This is a genomic window from Sodalis sp. (in: enterobacteria) (genome assembly GCF_047607725.1).
In the GTDB taxonomy this organism is placed as follows: Bacteria; Pseudomonadota; Gammaproteobacteria; order Enterobacterales; family Enterobacteriaceae; genus JBLKSS01.
This window is the reverse complement of sequence record NZ_JBLKSS010000137.1, coordinates 1-16,839: the sequence shown is the minus strand read 5'-3', so window position 1 is coordinate 16,839 and position 16,839 is coordinate 1. Positions and strand designations below refer to the sequence as shown.

The following is a 16,839-nucleotide window of genomic DNA, read 5'->3' as shown; positions in this document are numbered from 1 at the left end:
CGCCGGATTATCCATGATCTGACAGCCGTCCCTTATAGGATGCGGGTTCACTAGGCATCGTAGTGGAACATATTCTTACCGGGCCATACAACAAACCCACCAATAATTCAAGACGTCCTCCACGGGGCGCTTACGGAAAATGCGCGGTCCCTGATAGTCCGGCGCGGTAATACGCGCTTCAATCTGTTGCAGGCGCTCTGCCGGAATGGAATTGTGAGGTATGTAAATCTCGCAGCTGGCCGGCAGGGTGAATAACACCTCCGGAATGTCGGTGAATTTATTATTGATCAACAGCAGCATCTCCAAACCAGCCGGTAGCGCTGAAATATTTTCCGGCAGAGAGGTCAGATGATTCGAGGAAAGATCCAGCACTTTCAGCGACGTTGGCAGTGATGGAACAAAGTCAATCGATAGTGTTTCTATATCTGCGTTATAAATGAAAAGTTTCTGCAGGTATGGCGGGTAGCGCCCGGGAGGATTATTGATAGGATTAGAGCTAATATTCAGGCTTTTTAACGTGTTAGGGAGACTGTACATAATGGCGGTGAGATCGGTTAGCCTGTTCTGTTCGAAAGAGAGTGAGTGAGTGAGTGAGGTAATGTGTGACGGGAAACAAGCTGGGAAGTCATCCTGTCCCAGTGCTGAGAAATCAAGTTCTTCTATCTGCTTTTTTAGACAGTGGTTAAGCATGGGTAATGCTTTGTCATTACGCCGATAAACACAGGATCTTTGTGCGCGAAACTCCGGTGCTTTGGCGGCATTTGCCCAATCCAGCCATTGTTGCCAGAGTTCAGCAAATTGTGGTCCAGGACAAGGAAGTTGGTCGTCGATGGTGAGAAGCCTGGCGGGGCGGGATTTCAGACCTTGAAGTGAGGCTGATTTCATAGATTACTCCATTCCGTTGAAGTGATGTGTTGGGTGATACTCTACGTAACGTACACGATATTAGGCTCAGGTGATATCAGATTCAGCCTGTGCGGCTAACGGCGAAAGGGAAAGACGCGCTGCCGCAAAAGGAACGTCGGGTGCCGGTTATTAAGGTATCGCCATCCAACTATCCGAATATCACAAAAGCTAATTGATGTTGCCTGCTTCCGTTTTACCCTGCTTCAGGTAGACCCTGCGGAGGGAAAGAGTAAGCACCCATTGCCGAAATGCGGAAACCAAAGACGCAATGTACAGGCCATTCGCCAGGAAAGTGGTCCGATGCCCTCACAGTACTAATGGTGTAGAGCGGATAAAAATTAGTCAGTGGCGCAGCAGCTGCAGTTCGTCTTCATTTCAGACCAGTCATTTTCATCACGGTGTGGCGATCCAGACCATTACGCAACATGGCACGAGCACTATTGAGAGTGGCTTCACGCTCACCTTCCGAACGCCCTTCCATGCGGCCTTTTTCGATACCTTTCTGTTCAAGCTGTTGTGCGATGCTCATCAGTTCGGCTCCATGTTACGGCACACGTTGTGCCAGTTCACGTACAAAGGCCTCGGCGTCTGAGGATTCGCCTGCCTGTAGTAGATAGTGTACCAGCGAAATAACCTGCTGCGAAGCCAGCCAGTCCTCCATGAGAAGAATAACCAGTTTGTCGATCAATTCCGCCAGATCACGCTGATGAATATACTTTTGCAGCAGAGTCAGCGCCGCCCTGCTGTGGTAGTTCATTATTTCATCATCTGGAATGACTGTCACATCTACCAAAGGGAAATCACCGTGGTAGAGTTTCCTGGCCAGAACGGGATCTGAGAACGCCTGGAGCCAGTCAGTGGAGTACGGATACGGGCTGTGCTTGCCGGTGTAAAACAATATCGGTATGACCAGCGGCAGCTTCTTATGGCCGGCATCAAGGTGACGCTGCATTGCCGCCACTACATAGCGTAACAGCCTAAAAGCCATGTGTTTATCGGCCGTCGACTGATGCTCAATCAACACATGCACATAAACATCGCCGGTGGTGGTCTTCAGACTGTACAGCACGTCACTGAAATATTGACGCAGGTCCTCCTCAACAAAACTTCCGGATTTCAACTTTAACGTGTTCAGATCACAGATAGCGCGTAATTCTGCCGGAAGGTGGATCTCCATAAAATCGTGCGCAATCGTCGGCTGCGTCAGAAACTGCCTGAACGTCGCATCATGGGGCGTAGGGGTAAGCTTTTTCTTCTTCTCTTCATCTGATCCGTCGAGGCATAAACTAAATGGGCGGATGATAGCATAACGCTGGCGTGAAACGTTGCCACCAATAAGACGGCGTGAGCAAATGGATACCAGGGCCATTTCTCAAATCGCTTATGCTCACGCCATCATTCATTCAGTAGGTAAACGTATTTTGGTACGGTTGGACTATCTTAGAGGGGAATGTTCAAGCGCAGCAGCGACTGAGGGATATAAGCTATATTCACGGCGTCGATGGGATCGGTAGCAAAATTGCTTGCAAATGATAGAGCCTGATGTAAATCTTCCCCATATTGAACAATCAGGATTGATTGATTACCACTAAGTACAGCACGGTATATTATTAAAAGTAAACTTAAAAATTACCCCACAAAACTCATTTACTAAAGATATAATATCTAATATCTTTAATAAAACTATTCTAAAGTATATCAGCATGGTTTATGATGATAGTATTCAACAACATAAGCGACATTCCTTCGCTTAGCGTCTTCTTCAGCACAGCGTTTCAGATTGATTAATTTACAGTTTTGACTAAACAATACATAAAATCGCATTGCTCAAAAAGCGTCTGATAACGATAAATATGCCGCATGGCGCCCCTTATTCTCATCAGGCGTTGATGTGTTAACGTGTTCTTCTGTTAAATTAGCAGCCGGCTTTGCGTTTGCTAATGAAATTGTTAAACTAAAAAAGATAGTTATCTCGCGTTTCACATAAGGATTCTCCACTAATATAAAAAATAATTATCAACATAATTAAATATATTGCCAAATAAATCTCCACTCCTTAGCAAGGAATTTTTGGCAGGCAACACCTACGCTATCTATTACCACCAAGAGGAAAATATATGTCAAATAACCGAGTTTTCCCGTCGCTAAATGGCTCCAATATCAATCGCCGTCTTTTTTTAAAGCATAGCGCGCTGGCAGCCGGCGGTCTGGCACTCGGTAACGGCTTGATCGTTCGGCCGGTTCTGGCGGCGGAAATTACCACTTTCAAAGCGACCCACGGTCCCGGCTTGTGCAATTGTCCCTTTTTCCTAGTGAAAGAACGTGGATTGGCAAAAAATGTCTTACTGGATTTCGTTACCACACCGACCAATGCAGATATTGCCGCCTTGTTCGGCGCCGGTTTGGTCGATGTGAGTGTGGTGCCCTATACCAATTTCATCACGCTATATGCGCGGGGTGCTCCCATAAAAATCGTCGCGGGTTCCGGCGTGCAGGGGTGTGTGATAGTGAGTCAAAAGGGGATTGATTCCGCCGAAAAACTGCGAGGCAAGACGCTTGGCACCTTCCAGGCAGATACTTTAGAAATGTTGCCCTATGATTACCTCAAAATGGCGGGCATGAGTTTCGCTGACGTAAAAGTCCGCTATTTTGGCTCGTCCCCCGAGCTGGCCCAAGCCTTTATCAATGGCAATGTCGATGCTATGTGCAATATCGAGCCCTATGCTACCCAGGCTTTACAAGCGTGTGCTGGTGCGGTCCGCCTTAGCGACGGCGTCGATATTTATGGCAAGAACTACAGTGATTGCGTCTTGGCCGTTCGCACCTCGGTGCTGGCTGACAAGCGCGACGCCGTCAAAGCGCTCATTAAAGGCATGATGATTGCGCAACAGCAGGAAGAGACCGATCCGGCGGTGGCGGTTAAGGAAACCGTGGGCAAGTATTTCAAAACCAGTTACGAAGCAACACTCGATGCCACTTCAAAACAACCCGCCATGATAGACCAACGACAAAACCAGAATTTTATTTTACAGCGCGCGCAAAACTTGAAAGATTTACGGTATATCCAAGACGTGCCTAACGCCGACATTTTCGATTGGTCATTGCTAAATGAGGTTATCAAAGAGAATTCAGATCTCTATGCCTCGTTAAAGCTGAAAAGCGTATGAACGTGAAAGCTGCGCAGAAGCCCATAAAAGCGTCAGGTCCGCCCCCGGCCCATATTGCCCCTCTGGTCAAGTGCTCTCGAGGACGAGAGCGGATTGCTTTGCTCATCCGGCTCGGCTGGGGAGTGGCGTCCGTCTCGCTCTTTGCAGGTGTATGGGAAGCGGTGTGGGCGCTTGGCGGTCTTAATCCCCTTCTGTTACCCCCGCCGCACATTTTTCTGGCGAATTTTGCCGCTCAGGCGCAATACTTTATGCCGACCGACGTTATCGGACAGGTCAGCAACGACACCGCGCTGTTATCATTGGTGAATACCATCTTTGCCACCGCTGGACGGGTGCTGGCGGGGTTAACATTAGGGTTTGTCCTCAGCTTATTTTGCGGGCTGGCGATTTGCTATTTCCGCCTGTTTGGCAAGCTGGTATTGCCCACCATTACCTTATTGGCGCCCATTTCGCCCATCGCCTGGCTTCCTGTCGCTATCTTTATTTTCGGCATAGGGAATTCACCGGCGATTTTTATGGTGTTCATATCGCTATTTTTTGTCATGACGATTTCAACCATTAGCCAGATCCAGAGTGTGAGCAAAACCCATCTCGATGTGGCGGCGGTAATGGGAGCCTCCCGAGCGCAAACTTTCTGTTACGTCATCCTTCCTGCCATTTTACCCGCCCTGTTCTTCGTATTGCGCATGAATTTATTCGGCGCTTGGATGATAGTGTTGGTGGCGGAGGCGACCGGTGTCGGCAGCGGTCTTGGTCAAATTGTCATGCAAGCGCGCAATACATTCAATTCCAGTCTTTCCTTCTTTACGATGACCATTATCGGTATGGCCGGTTTCGTGTTCGATTTGCTATTACGCAACGTGCAGAAAAAGCTGCTCTATTGGATTCCGGAAACTCGAGTTGGAGGTAGTCAATGAATCGACCTAGCGATGTTCATCCGCCTCTCATTGACTGCGACAGCATAGGCAAAGTCTGGGTTGACGACCGAGGCGGCGCCTTTGTCGCGCTCAAGAATATCAGTTTGCAGGTGGCACGAGGTGAATTTGTCGTTCTGCTTGGCCCCAGCGGCTGCGGTAAAAGTACGCTCTTGTATATGATAGCCGGGCTGGAATCCGTCAGTGAGGGCGTTATTCGCTGCGACGACGACGTAGTAACGCAGCCAGGCACCGATCGCGGTTTTGTGTTTCAGGATGCCTCGTTCTACCCATGGCTATCGGTAGTGGAGAACGTGGCGTTTGGTCTCAAGATGCAGGGTTTTGCCAAAGAGGAGAAGCTAGAACGGGCGCAGGCAATATTGCATAAGGTGGGCTTGTCCGATGCCGCCGATAAGCGCCCCGATCAACTTTCCGGCGGCATGCGCCAGCACGTGGCGATGGCCAGAGCGTTAGCGCTCAACCCCAAGCTACTGCTGCTTGATGAACCCTTTGCGGCGCTAGATGTGCAAACGCGAGCGAAAATGCAAGATTTCCTCGTCAGCCTATGGAGAAAAACGGGCGTATCGATGATTTTCGTCACTCATCATATCGACGAGGCCGTAGCGCTGGCGGATCGCGTGGTCGTATTCACCACGCGTCCGGGCGGCATCAAAGAAATCATTCCCATCACGTTGCTGCGACCACGCGATCCCAAAAGCCAGGCTTTTCACCAGCTAAGCGATCGTTTGATTGATTTACTCCGCGATGAGGTGGACAAGGCATTTGCCGAGCAAGAAGTTAGCTAATACAACCTCATTACTCTAATGCGGAACTCAGCCAGCCAGCCGGCGAATGCGCTATTGCAGCAACCGCCGTGGCGATCTTTTTTTCCTCATGCCATGTGGCTGGGCGCGATAATAATAGCGTTATAGGATAACACGATGTATGAATCACTGATTTTAGCCAGTACCCTCGTCCAGAGCATTGGAGCTGACGGTCAACCCGTCGTTGTAAAACAGGGGGCACTCTACCAACGAGACGGCGTTATTCTGGATATCGGCAAAGCCGAGGAGTTGCAACGGAAATACCCTGACGCTCGGCGCTATGCGGCATGTTTTAATGCCGGGTTTTGTCAATAGCCATCACCATATGGGCTTAACCCCCTTGCAGCTCGGTTCGCCCGATTATGCACTAGAATTGTGGTTCGCCAGCCGTATAGGGGCACGCGACGTGGATCTTAGGCTGGATACGCTGTATTCGGCCTTTGAAATGATCGCCTCCGGGATAACCACGGTACAACATATCCAGGGCTGGCGGCCGGGAACGCTGGAAACGGTATACCAGGCCGCGGGCACGGTGCTGGCCGCCTATCGCGAGATTGGCATGCGAGCTTCCTACAGCTTTGCGGTGCGCGAGAAAAGTCTGCTGGTTTATGAGGCCGACGAACGTTTTGTCGCCCGCGTACCGGCCGACATCCAGCCACAGTTGGCCGCGCATTTGAAAAAACAGCGGCTGCCGCTCGCTGATAATTTGAAACTCTTCAACATGCTGACGGCGGATAATCAAGCACAGCCGCTGACCTCTATTCAACTCGCGCCAGCCAATCTCCATTGGTGCAGTGATGAGGGTCTGCAGGCTATCAAAGCCGAAGCGGATAATGCGGGCGTACCGATGCATATGCATTTAGTGGAAACCGTTTACCAACGGGAGTATGCACGCAAACGCACCGGCGGAACTGCATTGGCTCATCTCCACAGGTTGGGGCTGCTCGGCCCGTCGCTTACCCTTGGACATGGCGTATGGCTAAATGAGGCTGATATTGAGCTTACGGCAGCCACAGGAACCTGTATTTGCCATAATTGCAGCTCAAACTTGCGTCTACGTAGCGGCATTGCGCCGTTAAATGCCTTTCGCCGGCACGGTATAACCGTGGGGTTGGGTCTGGACGAAGCGGGTATCAATGAGGACAGAGATATGCTGCAGGAGATGCGTCTGGCGCTACGCCTTCATCGCGTTCCCGGCATGGAGGAGGATGAGGTGCCTTCCTGTGGCGAAATCGTGCGCATGGCAACCGAGGGGGGAGCCGAAACGACATCCTTTGCGGGGCAAATCGGTCGCCTAGAACCGGGAAAACTGGCGGACGCCGTGCTGTTTGACTGGAAAAGCGTCACGTGGCCCTACCAGGATGAGGACATCCCTTTGCTTGATGTCCTGGTACAGCGGGCGCGAACCAAGGATATCGAGAGCGTCTTTATTCAGGGTGAGGAGATTTACCATCAAGGCCGATTTACCAAAGTCGACCACACCGCTGTGCTGAGTGAAATCGCCCACAAACTTGCCGCGCCGCGTAATGCTGAAGAACAAACCCGTCGGGCTTTGGGTAAGGCCGTATTCCCGCATGTAAAAGATTTCTACCGCCATTACCTGGCGGATGAAATACCGCGGCAACCTTTCTATGCCCCGTCATCCAAGCGTTGAATTTAGTATCCGTGACGTAAACTGGTCCCCTGAAAATTGAAGGGTACCGGTTTTAACACGGCGGTTTGATCTTTAAACAAATGCAACATGACATTCATGCTTCACAGGAATTTAAAGCACAAAACCGGCCTGCATAATCGGCCATAGGTCACGATAATCTAACTACTATTGGTAAATTTTAGGAACGTTAACCGGCATTTTTTATCGTTTAAAGGAGTTCAACGATAAAAACGTGATTGAAGTTTCGATTGATCAAAAGCATGAAATTTGCTTCCCCCTTAACTTGAAAGTAATTTATCCCACTTATCGAGCAACAGTAGCGTTAACGAGTGATGCCGTTTAGCGGTTCGTTTCTGTCTTGATCTTAAAAATAGGTATGATCGCGAATATATTTAGAAAATCATGCATTCCCCTCTTTGATACACGAGGAAATGAAAGCCATTCTGCCCTAAATCAAATAGCCAGAAATTATTTCTGGCGATCTTATTATAAAGAGAACACACTATTGTAATGGGAATTACCTTATATATTAATGGCTCTCCATCGTGAATACTTCATTTAAATAAATAAAGTTTATTCCAAGGATGGTTTTTTATGATTGACATATACCTAAAGCGGACTGCGATGCCTCTCCATATTATCTATATGTGCGAAAGCAATAGCCATCCGTGTCAAATACTCGATAGTGAATCCCGTTATACCTATATCAACTCGCCGATGATAGAGCTGTTGGACTTGGCGGGTTCAAGCCAGATCGAAGACAAAAAACTGTCAGAAATTCCTCACTGGTCATCTGTCTTTGCCGATAAGCTTCACGAATACTACTGAAGGGTGATGAAAAATAAAGTCACATTATCTTTACTCATCACTTGCGCATTTGGCCGAGAAAATAAAATTCAAACATATATCTTCAATGTTCAACCTTTTTTTGATGATGCAAGGATTGTTATTGGCTCGTAAGCGCCCCGTGGAGGACGTCTTGAATTATTGGTGGGTTTGTTGTATGAGACAGTAAACCTACGTTACACGCTTATGCTCATTGCATTTTCACATTGTATTGATTTTAATAACTTTTATTTCCATCCCGGTTTGAGTTATATGAAATTAGTGGTTCTGAAGTTTGTGATAGTGTCCATTAAAATTTAAGTGGACACTATCATCGCCGGATTATCCATGATCTGACAGCCGTCCCTTATAGGATGCGGGTTCACTAGGCATTGTAGTGGAACATATTCTTATCGGGCCATACAACAAACCCACCAATAATTCAAGACGTCCTCCACGGGGCGCTTACTTGCAGAGGGCGATTCGTTCTCAATCTTGGGGACAATGCGAGCCGCCGCGCCCTGACTCAAGACTCAACCGGCCAGTTTCTGCGTTGCCCAGTCGATCCCATTTTGGTATTCCGCCGGCAGTAGCGTTGCCAACCGCTGCAGGCTGCGGCTGAGTGCCGCGCTATCAGGATGGGTAAGGTTCAGATGTCCAACCTTGCGCCCCGCGCGCACCTCTTTTTCGTACCAGTGCAAATGCACTAGTGAGTCCGCCAGCCAATCCGTATTAACGTCGCTGCCTATAATATTCACCATGGCCGCGGGCGTGCTGACGACCGGTACCGGTAGCGGCAGCGCCAGAATAGCGCGTAAATGCAGTTCAAATTGACTAATGGAGGCGGCATTTTGCGTCCAATGGCCGCTGTTATGCACCCGCGGCGCCAGTTCATTGATAAGCAGTCGATCGCCGACAATAAAGCACTCCATCGCCATCACGCCGACATAGTCCAGCTCATGCAGGATAGTGCCGAGCATATTTTCCGCCCGCTGTTGCAGGCCGCTATCCGGGGAGGGAAAGGCGACGCTGGCGCGCAGAATACCTTCCTGATGGAAATTATGGGTCAGCGGATAAAAGACCTGAGCGCCATCGGTGGACCGGGCGCCTACCAGCGACACTTCCCCGTCGAAGGCGATGCCCTGCTCGACGATGCAACTGCCGTAGCAATCCTGCGGTAGCGTGGACTCTTCGCCCGGATGGAGCCGCCATTGGCCACGACCGTCATAGCCGCCCACCCGGCGTTTCACGATGGCCAAATTGCCGAAGGAAACGAACACCTCCGGCCATTGAGCGGCACCCGCCAGCGGCGCCCAGGGGGCGGGCGCCAGACGCAACTGGTCCAGCAGCTGCTTTTGCGTAAGCCGATCGGCCAGCCTGGGAAAAATATCACGATTAACGAAGTCGGGATGACGCGCCAGTTCGTGGGTGAGGGCGGTTTCCGGCCAGCGTTCGATTTCGGCGGTGATCACGCTTTGGCCGAAAGGAACTGATTCGGGCTCGGCGTCCAGCCCGACCGGGTACACCACGATACCCAGCGGCTCGCCGGCTTGCCGCAGCATACGACCCAACTGGCCGTTGCCCAGTACGCAGACCGGCTTCATGCCTGTTCCCTCGGATCGGGATGGCTCAGGACCTCATCGGTTTGCTGTTGGCGCCACTGGCTCAAACGATCGGTCAGCGCCGCGTCATGCAGCGCTAAAATTTGGGCGGCCAGCAGGGCGGCGTTGGCGGCGCCGGCTTTGCCGATGGGCAATGTGCCGACCGGAATTCCGCGCGGCATTTGTACAATGGAATAGAGACTGTCCACGCCGCTCAGCGCCGCGCTTTGAACCGGCACCCCGAGTACCGGTACCAGCGTCTTGGCCGCCAACATGCCCGGCAAATGCGCCGCGCCGCCCGCGCCGGCAATAATCACCGCATAACCGTTGTCGGCCGCCTGTTCGGCGAAGCGGAATAACTTATCAGGTGTACGGTGGGCTGAAACAATTTCCGCCTCAAAGGGAACGTTCAGCGCGGTGAGAATTTCCGCGGCAAATTGCAGGGTGCTCCAATCACTTTGGGAACCCATGACAATCGCGATCTTTGCCGTGGCGAGGTTGGATTGCATACGCGTCGTGCTCCTGTGGTCATAATGTCGGCGTTATTAACAGATCCTGCGGCCTGGCTAACCGGGCGTAGAGCATATCATGGCTCCCGATAGAGGAAAACGGTTGCGTAGCCGGCGGCGGCGTTCGCGGCGAAGGAAAAAATGCGCTGTGCGGATTATACTGCACCAAAATGTTTCTTTAACTGAGTAGCTTGCCCTGACCGGTGCTGGCGGGGCTAAACGGGATATCCGCGATGGAAACCATACCAAAAGAAAGCGCGCCGCTTGCAGTAACCTACCCGGGCGCGTCATATTGGGCCTTCGGCGATAGCCCGCAAATGGCCGACGAGTTGGGCGCACTCGTGGTGGGGGCATAAAAACCGCCACATGCTGCTCGCTGCAGGCCTACCAACAGGATGCCACCTCCCCGCGCATTGGCGACTACAGCGTGATCCTCGATGGTCGAGAGTGCCCGCTGGCGGTTATCCGCACCACAGCCTTGCGCCTGCTGCATTTTTGCGACGTCACAGCGGAAATGGCAGCCAAAGAAGGCGAGGGGGATCTTAGCCTGGCCTACTGGCGTGGAACCCACCGGGCGTTTTTTGAACGTGCCGGCCACTGGTCGGAAGAGATGGCGCTGGTGGTGGAAGAGTTTATGCTGGTGGAAACCCTATAGCCGTGCGCAGACGTGGCCTAGCGCCCCGGTTGAGCGGGAAACCCCAACGGCAGAGCGCGCCCCTGGCGGCCCCGCGGGAATGGGGGCGTCCAGCCGCTCGAAAAGATAACGCCGGGCGCGCGCCAGCGCTCAGCCGCCGAAAGGAAACTCGTGCAGCGTGACGCCCTTGGCCGTGACCTCAATGGCCGACACCTGGCGGTGCCAGGCGCCAAGCACCGCGCGACGGCGTTCCCCGGGCAGGACATGAATCGCCGGTCGATGGGTATGGCCATGGATCATCACCGTCGCGCCGGTGTGCGCCAGCACCGTCATGACCGCCTGTGCGTTAACGTCCATGATATCGGCGGTTTTCCCGGCGTTGGCGCGTAGACTGTTGGCGCGCATCCTGTCGGCGATGCGCAGCCGCAGCCGCAGCGGCTGCGATAAAAACAGCCGCTGCAGCCAGCGTTGATGCACCCGGCGGCGGAAACGCTGATAATCGCTATCGTCGGTACACAGCGTGTCGCCATGCAATATCACGACCCGAAGCCCGTCAAGCTGCATAACCTGCTGTGCGGGCAGTAGCGTCATACCGCAGGCGCTGGCGTAGCGCTGGCCGAGCAGGAAATCACGATTACCGTGAATGAAATAGCAGGGAATGCCGCGTTGACCCAGCGCCTGTAGCGCGACGGCGATCTCGTGATGCAGCGGATTGGGATCGTCATCGCCTATCCACACCTCAAACAGGTCGCCAAGAATATACAACGCTTGCGCGGCGATGGCGCGGGTACGTAAAAAATGCAGAAAACCGGCGGTAATCGCCGGCTCTTGTGCGCAAAGATGAATATCCGCGACGAACAGCGTTGACATGCGGCTAGGGTTACTCCGCGACCGTCACATGGGTAATGATGACGTCATCTTTTGGTACGTCCTGGTGCATCCCGCTGCGGCCGGTAGCGACGCCTTTGATTTTATCCACCATGTCCAGACCATCGGTCACTTCGGCGAAGACACAATATCCCCAGCCGTCGGGACGTTCAGAGCGGAAATTCAGGAAGTAATTATCCACCACGTTGATAAAAAATTGCGCGGTGGCGGAATGGGGATCGTTGGTACGGGCCATCGCCAGCGTACCGCGATTGTTTTTCAGACCACTATTGGCTTCGTTTTTCACCGGCGTCTGGGTCGCCTTTTGTTCCATGCCGGGGACAAAGCCGCCGCCCTGGATCATGAAACCATTAATCACGCGATGGAAAATGGTATTGTCATAAAACCCGCTGCGGCAATAATTGAGGAAATTCTCAACGGTTAACGGCGCTTTTTCCGCAAAGGTTTTGATAACGATATCGCCGTGATATGGTATGTAAAGTAACCATATTTAATGTCCTGAAAGTCTGATGAATTGCATTCATACAAAGTGTACGGGCAGAGGGGTTTTATAGCATAACTCTGGCATAGAGTCAGCATCGACCCCCGTTTCCCTCCGTGCGCTGGATGACAGCGCCGCGTCAAGCGCGGGGAATTCCGGGGCATACCCTTGTAATAGCTACGGCTTCAGGGTTCAATACCCCGTTAGGTTTATTGACCTTTACCGCTGGGCGCTCTACACGCGTAATCCGCAGACACATGGAATGATTTTCGATGCTAAATATTTTTAACACCCTGACACGCCAAAAAGAGGAATTTAAACCTATCCATGCCGGTAAAGTCGGTATGTATGTGTGCGGCATCACCGTGTATGACCTATGCCACATCGGCCATGGGCGCACTTTCGTCGCCTTTGACGTCGTTACCCGCTATCTGCGCTATCGCGGCTTTGAGGTCAATTATGTCCGCAATATCACCGATATTGAAGACAAAATTATCCGCCGCGCCGCGGAAAACGGCGAGCCCTTTCATCAGCTTACCGATCGCATGATCCGGGAGATGCACCTTGATTTCGACAAGCTGAATATCTTGCGTCCCGACCATGAACCGCGCGCCACGCACTATATGGACGCGATTATTGAACTGGTGGGGCAGCTTCTCGCCAGAGAGCATGCCTATGTAGCCACGAACGGTGATGTGATGTTCGCCGTGGACAGCGACAGCGATTATGGCCTGTTGTCCCGCCAGGATCTGGCGCAGCTTCAGGCCGGCGCTCGCGTCGAAGTCGCCGAAGTAAAACGCAACCCCATGGATTTTGTGCTGTGGAAAATGTCGAAGCCCGGCGAGCCGAGTTGGCCATCGCCATGGGGCGACGGCCGGCCCGGCTGGCACATTGAGTGTTCGGCCATGAACAGCCGGCAGCTTGGCCATCATTTCGACATCCACGGCGGCGGTTCGGACCTGATTTTCCCGCATCATGAAAATGAAATCGCGCAGTCCACCTGCGCCCACGACGGCCCCTATGTTAATGTGTGGATGCACGCCGGGATGGTGATGGTCGATCGAGAGAAGATGTCCAAATCCTTGGGCAACTTTTTTACCGTGCGTGACGTCCTGCGCTATTACGACGCCGAAACGATGCGCTATTTTCTGATGTCCAGCCATTACCGCAGCCAGCTTAATTACAGCGAAGAAAATCTCAAACAGGCGCGAGCCGCGCTTGAGCGCCTGTATACCGCCCTGCGCGGCACCGATGCGGCAGCCGCTCCCGCCGGCGGTGAAAACTTTGGGGCGCAGTTTACCGCGGTGATGGATGACGATTTCAATACCCCGGAAGCCTATTCTGTCCTGTTCGACATCGCCCGTGAGGTGAACCGCCTGAAAAGCGAGCAGCCGGCGGCGGCGCAGGGTATGGCGGCGACGTTACGCCAGCTGGCCGGTGTGCTGGGGCTGCTTGAGCAGGATCCCGCCGCCTTCCTGCAGCAGGGCGCCGGCGGCGACGTGGATGAGAATGCCAAGATAGCCGCGTTAATTCAGCAGCGCAACGACACGCGCAAAGCCCGGCAGTGGGCACTGGCGGATGAAGCCCGGGATAAACTTACCGCGCTGGGCATCGTGCTGGAAGACGGCCCCCAGGGGACGACCTGGCGCCGCGGTTAAGGGCATAGGCCGGCGCTGGCCCTCCTCGGCGGCACGCGCCGGTCCCATAGCGGGACAGTGGGGGCCGGCAATATCGCTTCGCCCGTGGCTTATTCCGCGATCGTCACCTGCTGCCCGGCGAAGGCGACGCGCTGCCCGGCGGTAATCTTACAGCGCCGGCGGCTTTCCACCTCGCCGTTTACCGTGACCCGCCCCTCATCAATGACCAACTTGGCCGCCGCGCCGCTATCGCACCAGCCCGAAATTTTCAAAAGATCGCATAACGCGATATGGGGGTGCCCTTCAAGAGAAAAAGTTGTCATGGTTAGGCCTCCGGTGCTGACGTATCGTGATAATCCTCGCAGGCCTGCAAGGTATTCTGAATCAGTGTTGCCACCGTCATCGGGCCCACGCCGCCGGGCACCGGCGTAATGTAGGCGGCGCGCTCGGCGGCGCCGGCATAATCCACGTCGCCGACCACTTTGCCGCTATCCAGACGATTAATCCCGACATCCATGACCACCGCACCGGGTTTGATCCACTCGCCGGGAATAAAGCCTGTTTTGCCCACCGCCACTACCAGTAGATCGGCATTTTCGATATGACACCGTAAATCACGCGTGAAACGGTGGGTGACGGTCACCGTACAGCCCGCCAGCAACAGTTCGAGACTCATGGGCCGGCCGACAATGTTGGACGCGCCAACCACAACAGCGTTGAGGCCAAAGGTATCGATGCGATAGCGCTCCAGCAACGTCACAATGCCGCGCGGGGTACAGGGTCGCAGCAGCGGCGCGCGTTGGCACAGACGGCCGACATTATAGGGATGGAAACCGTCGACATCTTTATCCGGCGCGATACGCTCCAGCACGCTGATATTATCAATCCCCGCCGGCAGCGGCAGTTGCACCAAAATGCCGTCCACGCAGCGGTCGGCATTCAGCCGATCAATTAGCGCCAGCAATTCCGCCTCCGTGACCGTGCTCGGCAGATCATAGGAAAGGGAGATAAAACCGACGTCTTCACAGGCTTTGCGCTTGCTGGCAACATAAATTTGCGAGGCGGGATCGCCGCCGACCAGCACTACCGCCAGTCCCGGCGCGCGCTTGTCCGCCTTGAGGCGTTCCTGCACCCGCGCGGCCACTTCACTTCTGACCTGCTGGGCAACGGCCTTACCATCAATTATTTTCGCTACCATCTGAATCGGAAATCCGTCATTGTAATCAGGCTGAGGGCGCTATTTTGGCAGAAGCGCGCCCCGCTGTCAGGCACAGAATGCATCCTGACCTTTTACCGGCAGAACAATGGACAGAAAAGCCATTGACTCAAACGCTTACCTCCGTATAATCCAAACCGCATTCACCGCCGCGGTTTCCGTTGTGCGCCCTTAGCTCAGTTGGATAGAGCAACGGCCTTCTAAGCCGTAGGTCACTGGTTCGAATCCAGTAGGGCGTACCATTTAAAATCAATGGGTTAAGTGATYTTTTTAAGGGACACTTTTTCACAGTGGAACGGATTTGGGACGCGACTGCCAAAAATCGCATCAATTTGCCGTGCATGCACTGTAAGATGGTTCGGGGCTAGGTGCGCATACCGCTGTACCATTTCTATACTTTCCCAGCCTCCCATTTCCTGCAATGCAAGACAGGGGCACCCCTGACTGAACTAACCAACTTGCCCATGTGTGACGCAGATCATGAAACCGGAAGTCTTCGATTCCTGCACGTCCCAGCGCCGCTCTCCAAGTCGTATTTGAATCAACACGCATTTTCCGTACTGATGTTGTAGTCGTGCCATCATTTCTTTTAACTGCTGTCGTATGAACGAACACCAAATTATGATGATGTCCTATTTGTCGTCTCAGTACTGCACACGCCATATCATTCAACGCAACTCCGATAGCTCGCCCTGACTTACTCTCTTCCGGATGCACCCAAGCGACTTTGCGCTGCATATCTATCTGCTGCCACTTTAGGTTGACAATGTTAGAACTGCGAAGATCTGTTGATAATGCGAATTCTACGATAGACTTCAGAGGTTCGGGACATTCTTCAATTAGCCTTTGAGCTTCTGCGGGTTCGAGCCACCATACCCGCTTATTTCTCTCTTGTGGAACTTTGATAACAGGTAATTTTTCTATCCACTTCCACTTCCACTTCCATTCACGTTCAGCGGCCCGCATGATTGATTTCATCAATGCAAGGTGCTTGGCTTTTGTTGAAGTAGAAACTGGCTCTGGCGTATAATTACCAATGTCAATCCCTTTTTTACTCATGGCTGCCGCTTTCTGATGCCAGCGTGCTTCAGATTTTCTGTTTGTCATCTTACTCACGGCTGAGTAAATTTTCGCCTCCGTGATGTTTTTAAGCAAAACACCTTCAAAATGCATGAGCCAGAATCCAATACGTCCCTTGTCAGCATCAAGGGACTTTTTATGTGATTTCTCTTCAAGCTAGCGCAGACAAGCCTCATCAAAACTAACCTCGGGAAAGTCACCCAATTTATCTATCCGCCATAGTTCAGCTTTTCGACGGTCGTGGAACTCCTGAGCTTGTTTTCTGTCCGTTGTTCCAAGAGATTCTTTAATGCGCTTGCCGCCCGGCGTCTTGTAGTTGCCGTACCAGACGTTACCTCTGCGGAATAATGACATGCTTTTTTCGTAAGCGTACGCCCAGCGCCGTCTGTTAATTCCCCATCAAGTTATTGAAGATGATGTCCATTATTTTTTTAATGGGCGCAATTCATGAAACAAACCCCACCAAAACCCTCAAGACGTCGTCCCAATTTCCCGCTGGACTT

Annotated in this window: 12 protein-coding genes, 1 tRNA gene and 4 pseudogenes; 8 read left to right on the top strand and 9 right to left on the bottom strand. The window is 52.6% G+C overall.

Going from position 1 to position 16,839, the window contains the following annotated elements; genetic code table 11:
- Positions 1 to 75: 75 nt before the first annotated feature.
- Together ACMX3H_RS12645 and ACMX3H_RS12640 are read right to left on the bottom strand one after the other, a co-directional pair.
- On the bottom strand, positions 76 to 885 hold the full coding sequence (locus tag ACMX3H_RS12645; protein WP_415211087.1) for a hypothetical protein: 810 nt from the start codon (positions 883 to 885) through the stop codon (positions 76 to 78).
- 363 nt (positions 886 to 1,248) lie between these two features.
- A pseudogene (locus ACMX3H_RS12640) lies at positions 1,249 to 2,206 on the bottom strand (Rpn family recombination-promoting nuclease/putative transposase).
- Positions 2,207 to 3,023: 817 nt separating this feature from the next.
- On the opposite strand from ACMX3H_RS12640, the gene ACMX3H_RS12635 reads away from it, so the two are divergent.
- The 5 genes from ACMX3H_RS12635 to ACMX3H_RS12615 all read left to right on the top strand — a co-directional run bounded on the left by ACMX3H_RS12635 (position 3,024) and on the right by ACMX3H_RS12615 (position 7,465).
- The gene (locus ACMX3H_RS12635) at positions 3,024 to 4,073 is read left to right on the top strand and encodes an ABC transporter substrate-binding protein (protein ID WP_415211086.1); all 1,050 of its coding nucleotides are present in this window, start codon (positions 3,024 to 3,026) and stop codon (positions 4,071 to 4,073) included.
- Entirely contained in the window at positions 4,070 to 4,990 is a 921-nt protein-coding gene (locus ACMX3H_RS12630) for an ABC transporter permease (RefSeq protein ID WP_415211085.1), read from the top strand. Before ACMX3H_RS12635 ends, ACMX3H_RS12630 begins: the two co-directional genes overlap by 4 nt.
- The gene (locus ACMX3H_RS12625; protein WP_415211084.1) at positions 4,987 to 5,793 is read left to right on the top strand and encodes an ABC transporter ATP-binding protein; all 807 of its coding nucleotides are present in this window, start codon (positions 4,987 to 4,989) and stop codon (positions 5,791 to 5,793) included. The genes ACMX3H_RS12630 and ACMX3H_RS12625 overlap by 4 nt, the downstream gene beginning before the upstream one ends.
- Positions 5,794 to 6,033: 240 nt before the next feature.
- Positions 6,034 to 6,126 carry a hypothetical protein gene (locus ACMX3H_RS12620; RefSeq protein WP_415211088.1) on the top strand — a complete coding sequence of 31 codons (93 nt, stop codon included), beginning with the start codon at positions 6,034 to 6,036 and terminating at the stop codon, positions 6,124 to 6,126.
- Positions 6,107 to 7,465, top strand: coding sequence for an amidohydrolase family protein (locus tag ACMX3H_RS12615; protein WP_415211083.1), 1,359 nt, complete (start codon positions 6,107 to 6,109; stop codon positions 7,463 to 7,465). Before ACMX3H_RS12620 ends, ACMX3H_RS12615 begins: the two co-directional genes overlap by 20 nt.
- A gap of 1,358 nt (positions 7,466 to 8,823) precedes the next feature.
- Here ACMX3H_RS12615 and purK read toward each other — a convergent pair.
- Positions 8,824 to 9,894, bottom strand: coding sequence for a 5-(carboxyamino)imidazole ribonucleotide synthase (purK, locus tag ACMX3H_RS12610; protein ID WP_415211082.1), 1,071 nt, complete (start codon positions 9,892 to 9,894; stop codon positions 8,824 to 8,826).
- Positions 9,891 to 10,400: a 5-(carboxyamino)imidazole ribonucleotide mutase gene (gene purE, locus ACMX3H_RS12605; RefSeq protein ID WP_415211081.1), complete on the bottom strand. Its 510-nt coding sequence runs from the start codon at positions 10,398 to 10,400 to the stop codon at positions 9,891 to 9,893. Before purE ends, purK begins: the two co-directional genes overlap by 4 nt.
- A 233-nt stretch (positions 10,401 to 10,633) precedes the next feature.
- On the opposite strand from purE, the pseudogene ACMX3H_RS12600 reads away from it, so the two are divergent.
- Positions 10,634 to 11,055: pseudogene (locus ACMX3H_RS12600) on the top strand (ASCH domain-containing protein).
- 129 nt (positions 11,056 to 11,184) lie between these two features.
- On the opposite strand, the gene ACMX3H_RS12595 reads toward ACMX3H_RS12600, so the two are convergent.
- Together ACMX3H_RS12595 and ppiB are read right to left on the bottom strand one after the other, a co-directional pair.
- Positions 11,185 to 11,904: a UDP-2,3-diacylglucosamine diphosphatase gene (locus ACMX3H_RS12595; RefSeq protein ID WP_415211080.1), complete on the bottom strand. Its 720-nt coding sequence runs from the start codon at positions 11,902 to 11,904 to the stop codon at positions 11,185 to 11,187.
- Between the two features lie 10 nt (positions 11,905 to 11,914).
- A pseudogene (gene ppiB, locus ACMX3H_RS12590) lies at positions 11,915 to 12,410 on the bottom strand (peptidylprolyl isomerase B).
- A gap of 265 nt (positions 12,411 to 12,675) precedes the next feature.
- Here ppiB and cysS point away from each other — a divergent pair.
- The gene (gene cysS, locus ACMX3H_RS12585; RefSeq protein WP_415211079.1) at positions 12,676 to 14,061 is read left to right on the top strand and encodes a cysteine--tRNA ligase; all 1,386 of its coding nucleotides are present in this window, start codon (positions 12,676 to 12,678) and stop codon (positions 14,059 to 14,061) included.
- An 89-nt stretch (positions 14,062 to 14,150) separates the two neighbouring features.
- Here the strand turns inward: cysS and ybcJ are convergent, their stop codons facing one another.
- Both ybcJ and folD read right to left on the bottom strand, forming a co-directional pair.
- Positions 14,151 to 14,363, bottom strand: a complete 213-nt coding sequence (ybcJ, locus tag ACMX3H_RS12580) for a ribosome-associated protein YbcJ (RefSeq protein WP_415211078.1) — start codon at positions 14,361 to 14,363, stop codon at positions 14,151 to 14,153.
- A 2-nt stretch (positions 14,364 to 14,365) separates the two neighbouring features.
- Entirely contained in the window at positions 14,366 to 15,238 is an 873-nt protein-coding gene (folD, locus tag ACMX3H_RS12575; RefSeq protein ID WP_415211077.1) for a bifunctional methylenetetrahydrofolate dehydrogenase/methenyltetrahydrofolate cyclohydrolase FolD, read from the bottom strand.
- Positions 15,239 to 15,421: 183 nt separating this feature from the next.
- On the opposite strand from folD, the gene ACMX3H_RS12570 reads away from it, so the two are divergent.
- Positions 15,422 to 15,498 (top strand) — tRNA-Arg (locus tag ACMX3H_RS12570).
- Between the two features lie 15 nt (positions 15,499 to 15,513).
- Here ACMX3H_RS12570 and ACMX3H_RS12565 read toward each other — a convergent pair.
- Positions 15,514 to 16,690: pseudogene (locus ACMX3H_RS12565) on the bottom strand (tyrosine-type recombinase/integrase).
- Positions 16,691 to 16,839: the final 149 nt, after the last annotated feature.

Excerpts from the sequence above, each read along its gene's own strand:
- ACMX3H_RS12625 (WP_415211084.1), top strand. The coding sequence starts at position 4,987 with ATGAATCGACCTAGCGATGTTCATCCGCCTCTCATTGACTGCGACAGC.
- cysS (WP_415211079.1), top strand. The coding sequence starts at position 12,676 with ATGCTAAATATTTTTAACACCCTGACACGCCAAAAAGAGGAATTTAAA.
- ACMX3H_RS12630 (WP_415211085.1), top strand. The coding sequence starts at position 4,070 with ATGAACGTGAAAGCTGCGCAGAAGCCCATAAAAGCGTCAGGTCCGCCC.
- folD (WP_415211077.1), bottom strand. The coding sequence starts at position 15,238 with ATGGTAGCGAAAATAATTGATGGTAAGGCCGTTGCCCAGCAGGTCAGA.
- ACMX3H_RS12635 (WP_415211086.1), top strand. The coding sequence starts at position 3,024 with ATGTCAAATAACCGAGTTTTCCCGTCGCTAAATGGCTCCAATATCAAT.
- ACMX3H_RS12645 (WP_415211087.1), bottom strand. The coding sequence starts at position 885 with ATGAAATCAGCCTCACTTCAAGGTCTGAAATCCCGCCCCGCCAGGCTT.
- purK (WP_415211082.1), bottom strand. The coding sequence starts at position 9,894 with ATGAAGCCGGTCTGCGTACTGGGCAACGGCCAGTTGGGTCGTATGCTG.
- ybcJ (WP_415211078.1), bottom strand. The coding sequence starts at position 14,363 with ATGACAACTTTTTCTCTTGAAGGGCACCCCCATATCGCGTTATGCGAT.
- ACMX3H_RS12595 (WP_415211080.1), bottom strand. The coding sequence starts at position 11,904 with ATGTCAACGCTGTTCGTCGCGGATATTCATCTTTGCGCACAAGAGCCG.
- ACMX3H_RS12615 (WP_415211083.1), top strand. The coding sequence starts at position 6,107 with ATGCCGGGTTTTGTCAATAGCCATCACCATATGGGCTTAACCCCCTTG.
- purE (WP_415211081.1), bottom strand. The coding sequence starts at position 10,400 with ATGCAATCCAACCTCGCCACGGCAAAGATCGCGATTGTCATGGGTTCC.